General features: G+C 40.4%; 8 protein-coding genes. 7 read left to right on the forward strand and 1 reads right to left on the reverse strand.

Features of this window, described 5'->3' with window-relative positions; genetic code table 11:
* Positions 1 to 70: 70 nt before the first annotated feature.
* A complete protein-coding gene (locus MQE36_RS03650; protein WP_242937816.1) occupies positions 71 to 736 on the forward strand; it encodes an ATP-binding cassette domain-containing protein in 666 nt (221 codons plus the stop codon).
* Here the strand turns inward: MQE36_RS03650 and mfd are convergent.
* On the reverse strand, positions 733 to 4,086 hold the full coding sequence (gene mfd, locus MQE36_RS03655) for a transcription-repair coupling factor (RefSeq protein ID WP_242937817.1): 3,354 nt from the start codon (positions 4,084 to 4,086) through the stop codon (positions 733 to 735). The two genes, MQE36_RS03650 and mfd, sit on opposite strands and share 4 nt — an antisense overlap.
* A 134-nt stretch (positions 4,087 to 4,220) precedes the next feature.
* Here mfd and MQE36_RS03660 point away from each other — a divergent pair, with 134 nt between their 5' ends.
* The 6 genes from MQE36_RS03660 (at position 4,221) to MQE36_RS03685 (ending at position 14,139) form a co-directional block, all read left to right on the forward strand.
* The gene (locus MQE36_RS03660) at positions 4,221 to 7,511 is read left to right on the forward strand and encodes an amidohydrolase family protein (RefSeq protein WP_242937818.1); all 3,291 of its coding nucleotides are present in this window, start codon (positions 4,221 to 4,223) and stop codon (positions 7,509 to 7,511) included.
* Positions 7,512 to 7,694: 183 nt separating this feature from the next.
* Positions 7,695 to 8,249, forward strand: coding sequence for a 30S ribosomal protein S16 (locus tag MQE36_RS03665; protein WP_242937819.1), 555 nt, complete (start codon positions 7,695 to 7,697; stop codon positions 8,247 to 8,249).
* Positions 8,250 to 8,258: 9 nt separating this feature from the next.
* The gene (gene rimM / locus MQE36_RS03670; RefSeq protein ID WP_242937820.1) at positions 8,259 to 8,783 is read left to right on the forward strand and encodes a ribosome maturation factor RimM; all 525 of its coding nucleotides are present in this window, start codon (positions 8,259 to 8,261) and stop codon (positions 8,781 to 8,783) included.
* A gap of 350 nt (positions 8,784 to 9,133) precedes the next feature.
* A complete protein-coding gene (locus MQE36_RS03675) occupies positions 9,134 to 9,847 on the forward strand; it encodes a tRNA1(Val) (adenine(37)-N6)-methyltransferase (RefSeq protein ID WP_242937821.1) in 714 nt (237 codons plus the stop codon).
* Positions 9,848 to 9,984: 137 nt separating this feature from the next.
* Positions 9,985 to 12,273, forward strand: a complete 2,289-nt coding sequence (locus MQE36_RS03680; protein ID WP_242937822.1) for a GH92 family glycosyl hydrolase — start codon at positions 9,985 to 9,987, stop codon at positions 12,271 to 12,273.
* 123 nt (positions 12,274 to 12,396) lie between these two features.
* Positions 12,397 to 14,139, forward strand: a complete 1,743-nt coding sequence (locus MQE36_RS03685) for a GMC family oxidoreductase (protein WP_242937823.1) — start codon at positions 12,397 to 12,399, stop codon at positions 14,137 to 14,139.
* Positions 14,140 to 14,145: the final 6 nt, after the last annotated feature.

Here is a 14,145-nt window from a genome sequence, read left to right on the forward strand (position 1 = left end):
GGCTTATTAAAAACACATGGTTCATTAACTGTCTTATTGCTGTTCCACTAATACTAATAACCGGATTTTAATGCTACTCGAAGTTTCTGGTCTAACAAAGTCCTTTGGACAAAAACCCATTATATCCGACATTTCATTCACATGCAAAACAGCTGAAATTTTAGGTGTTTTTGGCAAAAACGGCAGCGGAAAATCAACACTGTTAAAAACCATCTACGGTACTTTAAATGCTAACAGTATTAATATAAGCATTGACGGCAAAAGTATTTCGCCAAAAAATATCATCCCATCAAAATTAATCAGCTATTTACCACAAGGTTCCTTTTTACCAAAAGAACTAAAAGTCCGCCATGCAATTCCTCTGTTTTATAAAGGTGATAAACAAGATAAAATATTCTACGCCCCAAGGGTTTCCTCTTTTGAAAACAAGAAAACGGGGCAACTGTCTATGGGCGAACTTAGATATTTGGAAACGTTACTCATAGCCCACCTGGGGCATCCTTTTTTACTTCTCGACGAACCTTTTTCAATGGTAGAACCCTTGTTTAAAGAACTCATCAAAGAATTATTTCTGGAACTAAAATCAAAAAAAGGAATCATCGTAACCGATCATTATTACAGGGACGTCCTTGAAATTACAGATCGAAACTTCCTGTTGCGTGAGGGCAAAAAAATCGACATCAACAATACCTCGGATCTGACGACTAATGGTTACCTTAATTCAGAAGACAGTTAGACAACTTCTTTCTGCGCCATAAATTTGCTTAACATGGATAAAGCTTTGTCAACAGATTTTACATGATCAAACGTTAGCAACAGACGCAATCCTTTACGGGTTTCCTTCTCTTTCATTTTACATAACCCGGGATGTAACTGCACAAACTGAAGCACGTGTCGGAAAGCCTTACTTTGATAAAACGCACTTTGCTGGTCTGAAATAAAATATCCGATCATTTTACCTTGCTTCATCACAACTCTTTCAAGTCCCATCTTACTTGCCAGCCATTTAATACGGACACTGTTCAGTAAGTCGACAGCTTCTTCCGGCAGTGGACCAAACCTGTCTTCCAGCCTGCTTTGATATACATTAAGTTTCTCTTCAGTATCAATATTACTCAATTCATTGTAAAGATGCAATCGCTCCGTGATACTGTTGATATAATCATCAGGGAAGAGTAGTTCAAAATCCGTATCAATCTGTATTTCTTTCACATATTCCTTATCCTCTTTGTCTTCAGGATACAACTCTTTAAACTCATTTTCTTTAAGTTCCTCAATAGCTTCATTCAATATTTTCTGATACGTGTCGAATCCTATCTCAGTAATAAAACCGCTTTGTTCGCCACCTAAAAGATCACCTGCTCCTCTAATTTCAAGATCTTTCATGGCTATATTAAACCCGCTACCCAATTCAGTAAATTGTTCTAAGGCCTGAATTCGTTTACGGGCATCATCCGTCATCGCAGAATACGGAGGCGTAATAAAATAACAAAATGCTTTCTTATTACTACGACCGACCCTTCCTCGCATCTGATGCAGATCTGACAACCCGAAATTATTGGCATTATTGATAAAAATGGTATTGGCATTAGGTACATCGAGACCACTTTCTATAATCGTCGTGGATACCAACACATCAAATTCGCCATTCATAAACGACAGCATTAATTGCTCCAGCTTTTTTCCTTCCATCTGACCGTGTCCTATTCCAACTTTGGCATCAGGGACCAATCGCTGAATCATTCCGGCTACTTCCTTGATGTTTTCTATCCGGTTATGGATAAAAAACACCTGCCCGCCACGCTGGATCTCATATGAAACCGCATCTCTGATCACTTCTTCAGAAAACCGGATAACCTGACTTTCTATCGGATATCTATTTGGCGGAGGTGTATTAATTACCGAAAGGTCGCGTGCAGCCATCAGGCTAAACTGAAGAGTTCTTGGAATCGGTGTTGCAGTAAGCGTCAGAACGTCTACATTTTCCTTTAACGTTTTCAGCTTGTCTTTTACAGCCACCCCGAATTTCTGCTCCTCATCAACGATCAACAACCCAAGATTTTTAAACTTCACCTTCGCATTGGTTAGCTGATGTGTTCCGATAACAATATCTATCTTTCCTTCCTCCAGCTGTTCCAGCACCTCCCTTTTTTCCTTGGCAGTCCTGAACCTGTTCAGGTAATCGATTGCCACAGGAAATCCTTTTAAGCGTTCTGTAAAAGTTTTATAGTGCTGAAACGCCAGGATGGTAGTCGGCACCAGAATTGCCACTTGCTTCCCGTTATCTACCGCTTTAAAAGCAGCACGAATCGCCACTTCCGTTTTACCAAAACCTACATCGCCACAAACCAGACGATCCATCGGCTGTACACTTTCCATATCGGCCTTTACATCTTCGGTAGCTTTACTTTGGTCCGGGGTATCTTCATACAAGAAGGAAGCCTCTAACTCATTTTGCATATATGTATCCGGGCCATATTGATACCCCTTTTCGGTACGACGCTTCGCATAAAGCTTAATCAGGTTAAAAGCTATTTCCTTAACCCTTTTCTTCGTTTTTTGCTTTAAACTTTTCCAGGCATTAGACCCTAATTTATATACTTTGGGAGGTTTTCCGTCTTTCCCGTTGTATTTTGAGATTTTATGCAGTGAATGGATACTCACATACAGAATATCCCTATCGCCGTAAATAAGCTTAATAGCCTCCTGCATTTTACCTTCTACATCGATCTTTTGCAAACCTGCAAACTTCCCAATCCCATGATCTATATGGGTTACATAATCACCTACTTCGAGGTTTGTCAGCTCTTTTAATGTAATAGCCTGCTTTTTCGCATATCCGTTTTTTAGGTGAAATTTATGATACCGTTCAAAAATCTGGTGGTCGGTGTAACATGCTATTTTATTTCCTTCATCTGCAAAACCCTGAAACATTGAAAACACCACTGTTTTATAATGCACTTCCCCTTCTATATCTTCAAAAATATCGTGAAAACGTTTGGCTTGCTGTTCGCTTACACAAAAGATATAATTGGTATACCCCTTTTCATGGTTTTGATTCAGGTTCTCAATCAATAAATCGAATTGCTTGTTGAAAGATGGCTGGGGAGCCGTTTTAAACTCTACAAAATAATCGGCCTTCAATAGCGGCTGATTACTCAATTCAACCACTGAAAAACTAAAAAGATCTCTCTTTACAGTTTCGGAAGAACAGAACAATTCGCCCGGTGTGGTACGCTTGACCTCATCAGAAAGCTGGCCAAAGGCTTGTACAGCCCTGTCAAAAAAACTATCAAGCCTTGCTGACAACAGGTCTATATCCTTAACAAACACCACTGTTTTGCCCGAAATATATTTTAAGAAACTCTCCCTGTTCTCTTCAAGCATCTTATTCTCTACATTTGGCATGATAGAGATTTTCTTTAACCTGTCAGTAGATAATTGGGTTTCTACATCAAAAGTCCTGACACTATCTACCTCATCTCCGAAAAATTCGATCCTGTATGGTTCATCATGTGAAAATGAAAATACATCAACAATCCCTCCACGGACAGAAAACTCGCCGGGTTCGGTAACAAAATCGACTCTTTTAAACTTATATTCAAAAAGGACTTCGTTGACAAAATCGAGAGACAGACGGTCTCCTACCTGCACCTTGAGGGTGTTTTTATCCAGCTCTTTCTTGGTTACCACCTTTTCAAACAATGCGTCGGGGTAGGTGACAATAACTGCCGGTTTTTTACGTGAGTTAATTCGGTTCAACACCTCGGCCCTGAGCAATACATTTGCATTATCGGTTTCTTCTATCTGATAAGGCCTGCGATAACTTCCCGGATAAAAAAGCACATGTTTTTCCCCGATAAGTTGTTCCAGGTCATTCAGGTAATAAGCCGCCTCTTCTTTATCATTAAAAATTAAAAGGAAGGGTTTATCTGCCTCTTCAAAAGCATTGGCAATTACAAAAGATAACGACGACCCGACCAGTCCCTTTAAATGGGTCTTGCTTTCCGAAACGGCAATAGCCTTCCCTAGTTTTTGCTGCTGCAAAGACCGACGAAAGGTTTGCGAGATGATACTTTTACTCACGTATAAAAATTTTGAACAAAGATAGAGTCCCTGTTTGCCACTTCAAAATATGGATTCCTTTTTTAACACGCTCTTAATTAATGTCAACCAAAAATATTGGGTATTTTAGCCGTTAAAATTTATTCCTCATTATTATGATTCACTATTGCAATAAAGCTGTAATTCTTAGCCTATTGATCATCCCCCTTACATTTTTCGCACAGAACAATGAAAAATGGGATGTGAATAAGCCTTCAGACTGGAAACTTAAAGAACATACATTTACCACAAACGAAGGTACCTGGATGAATTTAGATGTAAGTCCGGATGGAAAGTCAATTGTCTTCGATATGTTAGGTGACATTTACCTCATACCGGTCTCCGGGGGAAAGGCGAAGGCATTAAGAACCGGTTTAGCTTATGAAGTACAGCCCCGGTTTTCTCCGGATGGCAAACAGATTTCCTTTACCAGCGATGCCGGCGGAGGCGATAATATCTGGATCATGGATACAGATGGAAAAAATGCCAGGCAAATCACCAAAGAAAGCTTCAGATTGTTAAATAATGCCGTTTGGACTCCTGACGGAAACTACCTTGTTGCCAGAAAACATTTTACTTCCGGACGTTCTTTAGGAGCCGGCGAAATGTGGCAATACCACATAACAGGGGGCAGTGGATTTCAACTTACCAAAAGGAAGAACGACCAGCAGGATGTAAACGAACCTTCTGTTTCTCCGGATGGCAGATACCTGTATTTTTCAGAAGACATGGCCCCGGGAGGTGCTTTCGAATACAACAGAGATCCCAATAAACAGATTTATGTAATTAAACGTTACGATTTGGAAACAGGTGAAATTAAAACCGTCACCGGAGGACCGGGTGGAGCCGCCAGGCCTGCCATTTCCAGAGATGGAAAAAAACTAGCCTTCATAAAACGTGTAAGAACAAAATCGGTTCTTTATATACACGATTTGGAAACCAGAGAGGAATGGCCTGTGTATGATAATCTTAGTAAGGACCAGCAGACGGCATGGGCTATTTTTGGCGTTTATCCGAATATTAGCTGGATGCCTGATAATGAAGAAATTGTTTTTTGGGCAAAAGGAAAACTTCATAAGGTAAACATCAAATCTACTGAAGTGACGGAAATACCTTTTACTGTAAATGCTGATATTAAAATTGCAGAAACAGTTCATTTTAACAATTCAATCCCGGATAAAGATTTCACAGTCAGAGTAATCAAAGACGCTAAAACATCGCCAGATGGGAAGACTCTGGTATTTAGCGCCGTAGGGCACATCTGGAGCAAAAAGCTACCAAACGGAAAACCACAAAGATTAACAACCAATGATACGGATTTTGAATTTGAACCGTCATTTTCTCCAGACGGAAATGAAATTGTTTACGTAACCTGGAACGATGAAAACCTTGGAGCGATATACAAAACAAACACTTCAAAAGTTGGTAATCCGGTAAAATTAACCTCGCAAAAAGGTATCTATAGAACCCCCTCTTTTTCCAATGACGGAAAGACCATTGTCTTCCAAAAAGAGAACGGCAACAGCGACATGGGATATACCTATACCCTGAAATCCGGAATTTACACGATTTCTGCCAATGGAGGTGATCCGAAACATCTTGTATCAGAAGGCGCATATCCTGCCTTCGCAAGTGACAATCAACGAATTTTTTATCAGACGGGTGGTGAATACTTTGGCAACCTCACCAAATCATTAAAGAGTGTCGACCTGAACGGAAAGGACGAAAGAACACATTTAACATCTAAATACGCAAACCGGTTAGTACCAAGTCCGGACAACAAATGGATTGCATTTACCCATTTGCACAAAGCATACCTGGCACCATTGGTCATAAACGGACAAACAATTGACATCGACAACAATTCAAAAAACATCCCTGTTTCTCAAATCTCAAAAGACGCCGGAGTTAACCTGCATTGGTCTCCCGACAGTAAAATCATTTACTGGACTTTAGGAGAGGAGTACTTTACCAATGAAGTGGCCGAACGATTTACGTTTCTTGATGGTTCGCCAAAAGAAATTCCTGAAATCACAACAAAAGGCACGCCGATAAACTTAAAAGTAGCTGTCGATAAACCCAAAGGTAAAATTGCATTTACAAATGCCCGTATTATTACCATGGAAGGCGATCAGATTATTGAAAACGGAACTATTGTAATTCATAATAATAAAATTGAAGCTGTTGGACCTTCAAGCGACATCAAAGTACCTTCTGATGCCAAGGTTTATGATGCTACCGGAAAGACCATCATGCCGGGGATCGTTGACGCGCATGCGCATGTCGGTGGTTTCAGAAATGGTTTAAACACCCAAAAACATTGGCAGTTTTATGCCAATCTTGCCTTTGGAGTTACCACTTCTCACGATCCTTCCGCTAATACAGAAGCCATTTTCTCCTTAGCAGAACTTGTAAGAAGCGGAGAGATGGCCGGGCCTCGGATATTTTCAACAGGATTCATTTTGTATGGTGCTGATGGCGACTTCAAAGCAGTAATCAACAATCTGGAAGACGCACGTTCTGCCATCAGGCGCACAAAAGCTTTCGGAGCTCAGTCTGTTAAAAGCTACAACCAACCACGCCGCGATCAACGGCAACAAATCATGCAAGCTGCAAAAGAATACGGAATCAATGTAGTTCCTGAAGGGGGCTCTACTTTCTTTCACAACATGACAATGATCATGGATGGTCATACAGGGGTTGAACATAATATTCCGGTTGCTCCGGTTTATAAAGACATCATTGAATTGTGGAGCAATAGCAAGGTTGGATATACCCCTACCCTGATTGTGAACTACGGAGGAGTGAACGGAGAGTTTTACTGGTATCAGAAAACCAATGTCTGGGAAAATAACAAATTACTGAGTTTTACCCCCAGAGGTATTATTGATTCAAGATCAAGACATCGTATGATGATCCCTGACGAAGAATACGAAAACGGCCATATTTTAACCTCAAAGGCTGTCAACACTTTGGCTGAAAATGGTGTAAAAGTAAACCTTGGTGCTCATGGACAACTCCAGGGATTAGGTGCACATTGGGAATTATGGAATATTCAGCAAGGCGGAATGAGCAATCTGGAAGCCTTGAAAACCGCCACCATTAATCCGGCTAACTATATCGGAGCAGGCAAATACATCGGCTCACTTAAAGCGGGAAAACTGGCCGATTTGATTGTACTGACCGAGAACCCGTTGGAAAACATCAGAAATTCTGAATCTGTGGAGTACACAATGGTGAATGGAAGACTCTATGATACCAAAACCATGAATGAAACGGGAAATCACAATAAAGAAAGAGGAAAGTTCTACTGGGAAAACAATAAATATAATGCATCTTTTCCCTGGCATGAAGAAGCAAAAAGCTTTACCATTCCTGGTTGCGGATGTCATGTTGGACATCAATAACCTAAATCACAGCAAACTAACTCCGGTCATATTCGGGAAATTAAATATGCGTTATCAGGTAAATTACATACACTATCATGGTTAAAATCAGAAAATAACGTATATTTGCACCCGCCTTTACCGGAGGTAGGGGTTTCATTAAACTAATAATCGGGGTCGGGTACCCTAAAATTAATTCGCATTATGCCAGTTAAAATCAGATTACAAAGACACGGTAGAAAAGGAAAACCTTTTTACTGGGTAGTAGCTGCGGATAGCCGCGCTAAAAGAGATGGTAAATTCTTAGAAAAACTGGGAACTTACAATCCAAACACTAACCCTGCTCAAATTGAGCTGGATGTAGATTCTTCCGTAAAGTGGTTACAGAATGGTGCTCAACCAAGCGACACCGCAAGAAGAATCCTTTCTTACAAGGGTGTACTTTTAAAGCATCACTTACTTGGTGGTGTAGCTAAAGGCGCTTTAACTGAAGAGCAAGCTCAAGCTAAATTTGAAGCTTGGTTAGAAGAAAAAGCCGGAAAAGTTGATGCTAAGAAAGACGATCTAGCTAAAGCAAAAGAAGATGCTAAAGCAAAAGCTCTTGAAGCTGAAAAAGAAGTAAACGAGAAGCGTAAAGCTGCTCAAGCTGAATCAGAGGCAGAAGCCAATACTGAAGAAGCTACAGAAGACACGGTTGCTGAAGCTACAGAAGAAGCTCCAGCTGCAGAAACTGATGAAAACAAAGAAGCGGAAGCTTAAACAAATTGCATGAGAAAAGAAGAATGCTTCTATCTCGGTAAGATTGTTAAAAAATTTAGTTTTAAAGGTGAAGTCCTTGTCAAATTAGACACCGATGAGCCTGAACTATACGAAAATCTGGAATCAGTGTTTATTGCTCATGGCAATAACCTGGTTCCTTTTTTTATCGAACAATCTTCCCTACAGAAATCAAACCTGCTTCGTCTAAAACTGGAAGAGGTAGACACGGAGGCTGATGCCGATGCTCTTATGAAATCGGAATTGTACCTCCCGCTGGAGTTTTTACCCAAGCTAACAGGAAACCAGTTCTATTATCATGAAATCATAGGTTTTACCATTGAAGATCAAAATTATGGTATTGTAGGCACTATTACGGGTGTAAATGACACTACCTCGCAAGCTCTCTTTGAGATCGACAGAGACGGGAAAGAAATTTTAATCCCTGTAAATGATAAATTCATTATAGAGATTGATCGTAACAATAAAAAAATTATTGTCAACACCCCGGAGGGATTGATTGATCTTTATCTATAACAAATTCCAATTTTCAAGCGCCAAATTCCAAAAGGACTTATCTTTTTGCAAAGGATTGTAGGTTTTTTGGTTGAGAAGCTTCCAAATAGTATTTCCAACAGGAAAGATGAATTAAGAAAAATACTTTCAGCTATTATTCTAAAAACAGAATAATTGAATTTTGAAATTTATAATTTTTAAACTTTTTTACTCGATAATCGAGATTTAAATGCTCCGACGCTTGTCCTTGTGAAATGTTCCTAAAGGAATTTCATAGGGCTTACGTCGAAATGTTTTTTAGGTTTTCCTTTTAATGCCTCGTGGGCTTGCCCCGAGGTCGTTTACCTGGAATTTAATATTTGAAATTTTTCATGAGTAATCCATTCAAATTCAAGAAGTTTAGTATTGTTCAGGACCGATGCGCCATGAAGGTAGGCACAGATGGTGTTTTACTAGGAGCATGGACCCCTGTAAACCATAACCCGAATTCCGTACTGGACATCGGAGCCGGAACCGGCTTGCTATCACTTATGCTTGCACAGCGCTGTCATGCCGAACTAATAGATGCTCTGGAGATAGATGATGACGCATTTGAACAGTGTGTAGAAAATTTTGAAGCATCACCCTGGAGTGATCGTTTGTTTTGTTACCATGCAGGGTTTGATGAGTTTGTAGATGAAATTGACGATCGGTATGATCTTATCATCTCCAACCCGCCGTTTTATACCGAACAGGTTTTAAGCGGCAGCCAACAAAGGGATACAGCAAGAAACTCCTTTTCCCTTCCTTTTAAAGAACTCATGGCAGGGGCTGCCAAATTACTGTCCCATAAAGGGTTATTTTGTTGCATTATTCCTTTTAAAGAAGAACAAAAACTCATAGAGTTAGGCAATAAGAACAAGTTATACCCGAATAAAATCACCCGTGTTAAAGGCACTCCCGACACTGAGATTAAACGAAGCCTGATAGCTTTTTCATTTCATGAGCCTGAATTGGAAATTTCAGAACTCATCATAGAGATAGAACGCCATCAATACACTCAGGATTACATCGATCTCACCAAAGATTTTTATTTAAAAATGTAATTTGGACACATCCATACTCATTTTTACCGCAAACTAGGCAGTAATCATGTTGTTGAGCTAAAATTAGCGGGGAAAATCCATTATATTCTTATTTTTAGCTTCCGTCAAAACAAACTAATTCTTAACATAATTACTTTATGAGGTCAATTCTAACTATAATACTGGCTGTCTGTTGCCAGTTTACTATTGCACAAGATATTTTTATAGATAAAGTAACCGATCCGGTTGACTGGGCCAGTCCACTTATGGGCACTGACTCCAAACACAGTCTTTCCAACGGAAATGTATATCCTGCCATTGCCCTTCCTTGGGGAATGAATTTCTGGACTCCACAAACAGGTAAAATGGGAGACGGATGGGCATATATGTATACTGCCGATAAGATAAGAGGTTTTAAACAAACCCATCAGCCTTCACCCTGGATGAACGATTACGGACAATTCTCTATCATGCCGGTTACCGGAAAACTTCGTTTTACAGAAGACGACAGAGCCAGTTGGTTTTCTCATAAAACCGAGGTAGTAAAACCCCATTACTATAAAGTATACCTTGCCGATCACGATGTAACTACTGAAATCACTCCTACTGAACGCGCTGCCAGATTTCGTTTTACCTTTCCCGAAACAGAGCAGGCACATATTGTTGTGGATGCTTTTGACAAAGGGTCGTTCGTAAAAATCATACCCGAAGAAAATAAGGTTATCGGATACACCACAAAAAACAGTGGCGGTGTACCGGAAAACTTTAAAAATTACTTTGTAATTGAGTTTGACAAGCCTTTTTCAGGGTCAAACACCTTTAATGGCTCACAATTAAATAATAGCAACGAATTAAAAGGAGAGCATGCCGGCGCCGTAATAAGCTTCAACACAAAAAAAGGCGAAACTGTAAATGCTAAAGTAGCTTCTTCATTTATCAGTTATGAGCAAGCAGAAAGAAACCTCAATGAGATTGGCCCTGATAATTTTGATCAGGTTAAAGAAAAAGGAAGGAACATATGGAACAAAGAACTTAGCAGAATAAAAGTTGAAGGAGGTACTGCAGATCAAATTAAAGTCTTCTACTCCTGCCTCTACCGCTCATTGTTATTTCCAAGAAAATTCTTTGAGTACGATGCTGATGGAAATGTTGTTCATTACAGTCCGTATAACGGAAAAGTACTACTAGGTTATATGTTTACCGACACCGGGTTCTGGGACACCTTCAGATCTCTATTCCCTTTTCTAAACCTAATGTATCCCGAACTAAATGCTCAGATGCAGGAAGGTCTCGCCAATGCATATAAAGAAAGCGGATGGCTTCCTGAATGGGCCAGCCCTGGACTCCGCAATGTTATGATCGGAAACAATTCAGCTTCAGTTGTAGCTGATGCATACCTTAAAATAGACAGCAAACATAAGTACGATATCGAAACCCTGTATGAGGCTGTAATACACGGCGCTAACAATGCAGGTCCATTAACAGCTGTGGGACGTGCAGGAGTTGAACACTACAACAAACTAGGTTATGTTCCATATGATGTTGACATCAATGAGAATGCAGCAAGAACACTTGAATATGCATACGACGATTTCACCATATACCAGTTAGCAAAAGCGCTTAACAGACCAAAAAAAGAAATCAGATTATATAGAAAACGCAGTTTGAACTATAAAAATCTATTTGATCCTGAGACAAAATTAATGCGTGGAAAAAATAAGAATGGTGAATTTATGAAACCTTTCAATCCATTCAAATGGGGTGATGCATTCACTGAAGGCAACAGCTGGCATTACACCTGGTCCGTTTTCCATGACATAGAAGGTCTGATTGATCTGATGGGTGGTAAAAACGAGTTTGTAAATCAACTGGACAAAGTATTTAGCCTTCCTCCGGTTTTCGATGAGAGTTACTATGGTTTTGTCATCCATGAGATCAGAGAAATGCAAATTGCCAATATGGGACAATATGCACATGGTAACCAGCCGATACAACACATGATATATCTGTATAACTATGCCGGTGAACCCTGGAAAACACAATATTGGGTACGAGAAACTATGAACCGGATGTACACACCAACCCCGGATGGTTATTGCGGCGATGAAGACAATGGACAAACATCTGCCTGGTATGTGTTTTCATCTATGGGCTTTTACCCTGTATGTCCTGCTACGGATGAATACATTCTGGGAGCTCCCCTGTTCAGAAAAGTCACATTGGAACTGGAAAACGGCAAAGCAGTTGTTATTAATGCTGCTGATAACAATGCCCGAAACAGGTATATTCAAAACGCTTCTTTCAATGGGAAAAACTACACCAAAAACTATATCAGTCATAAAGAACTAATGAAAGGCGCTGTTATAAATTTTGAAATGGGAAGCAAACCTAATAAAAGTCGAGGAATCAATAAGACTGACTTCCCTTACTCTTTGTCAAATGAGTAAAAAATAACCGGCAGAGCATGTAAACAACAAACATTCTCTGCCTTTCTTAATTTATTATTCAATATTTTTTTGAATTCTCTGACAAAAACATAATTTTATAAGGTTATAAACCAATATAAGATTATGTCCTTTCAAATCAAAAAATCAACCAAAGAATATGATATCTGCATAGTAGGTTCCGGAGCCGGGGGTGGAATGGCAACAAAAATTCTGTCTGAGGCCGGATTTAAAATTGCCTTATTGGAAGCCGGACCCGATTTTGATCCGGCAAACCCCGAACAGCAGACACAATTTAAATGGCCCTATGAATCTCCCAGAAGAGGAGCAGGGACAAGCAGACCCTTTGGCGATTTTGATATGGCATATGGCGGTTGGGAAATAGACGGAGAACCATATACTCGTAAAAACGGGACTAAATTCGATTGGTTCCGTTCCAGAATGGTCGGTGGGCGAACTAATCACTGGGGACGCATCTCACTTCGTTTCGGGCCTTTGGATTTTAAGCGGAAAGACTATGACGGCAAAGGAGACAACTGGCCCATCAGTTACAACGACGTTAAACCCTATTACGACAAGGTAGACAAGCTTATAGGGGTATTTGGCACCAAAGAGAACTTACCTAATGAACCTGACGGATACTTTCTTCCGCCTCCAAAACCAAGATTACACGAACTATATATTAAAAAGGCAGGACTAAAAACAGGGTTGCCTGTTATACCATCTCGCTTATCAATACTCACAAAAAGAATCGATAACCGCAGAGGGGCTTGCTTCTATTGCAAACAATGCTCCAGGTCGTGCAGTATTTATGGCGATTTTTCATCCTCTTCAGTTTTAGTAAAGCCCGCCCTGGAATATGACAACGTAGACCTTTATGTAAATGCCATGGTAAGAGAAGTTCTTACCGATGAGAACGGAAAAGCCACCGGAGTTTCTTATATAAACAAAGTAGATTTACAGGAATATTCAGTAAAGGCAAAAGTCGTTATTCTCGCTGCCAGTGCCTGCGGGTCGGCAAGGATATTACTAAATTCCAAATCGTCAAGATTTCCAAACGGATTAGCCAATTCAAGCGGGGTAGCAGGGAAATACCTTCACGATTCTACCGGAGCTTCAAGATCGGCTCTAATTCCATCGATGATGGATCGGAAACGCTACAACGAAGACGGCGTAGGTGGTATGCACCTCTATGTACCGTGGTGGTTAAATGACAGTAAAAACCTGGGCTTCACCCGCGGCTATCATATCGAATTCTACGGAGGGATGGGAATGCCGGGCTACGGAACAGGTTTTGGCATGGAGAACCTGAATGGCCTTGTTCCCGGCAAAGACGGCAAAATGAAAAAGCCGGGGGGCTACGGACTCGACCTTAAAAACGACGTCAAACGTTTTTATGGTGCCATTGTCGGTATGGCAGGACGTGGCGAGAGTATTCCTCAAAAAGACAACTATTGTGAGATAGACCCTAATGTGGTCGATAAATATGGCATCCCCGTTCTCCGGTTTAATTATAACTGGACAGATGAGGAAAGAAAACAGGCCAGACACATGCATGAAACCTTCGAAGAGCTCATTCACAACATGGGCGGGATCGCCTTGGGAGAAAAACCGGGCAAAGAAACAGACTACGGACTGGATGTTCCGGGCAGAATCATACATGAAGTAGGAACCACCAGAATGGGTAACGACCCTAAAACATCGGTACTGAACAAATACAGCCAGGCACACGATGTTCCAAACTTGTTTGTAATGGATGGCGGCTCATTCGTTTCGCAAGCAGACAAAAATCCTACATGGACCATTTTGGCCCTGGCATGGAGAGCGTCTGAATACCTGACAGAAGAAATTAAAAAAATGAACCTCTAAAAACAA

The sequence above is a fragment of the Zhouia spongiae genome (genome assembly GCF_022760175.1).
Classification (GTDB): domain Bacteria; phylum Bacteroidota; class Bacteroidia; order Flavobacteriales; family Flavobacteriaceae; genus Zhouia; species Zhouia spongiae.

Bases quoted from the DNA above. Each gene is read 5' to 3' on its own strand.
- MQE36_RS03660 (WP_242937818.1), top strand. From the start codon at position 4,221: ATGATTCACTATTGCAATAAAGCTGTAATTCTTAGCCTATTGATCATC.
- MQE36_RS03665 (WP_242937819.1), top strand. From the start codon at position 7,695: ATGCCAGTTAAAATCAGATTACAAAGACACGGTAGAAAAGGAAAACCT.
- rimM (WP_242937820.1), top strand. From the start codon at position 8,259: ATGAGAAAAGAAGAATGCTTCTATCTCGGTAAGATTGTTAAAAAATTT.
- MQE36_RS03680 (WP_242937822.1), top strand. From the start codon at position 9,985: ATGAGGTCAATTCTAACTATAATACTGGCTGTCTGTTGCCAGTTTACT.
- MQE36_RS03685 (WP_242937823.1), top strand. From the start codon at position 12,397: ATGTCCTTTCAAATCAAAAAATCAACCAAAGAATATGATATCTGCATA.
- MQE36_RS03675 (WP_242937821.1), top strand. From the start codon at position 9,134: ATGAGTAATCCATTCAAATTCAAGAAGTTTAGTATTGTTCAGGACCGA.
- MQE36_RS03650 (WP_242937816.1), top strand. From the start codon at position 71: ATGCTACTCGAAGTTTCTGGTCTAACAAAGTCCTTTGGACAAAAACCC.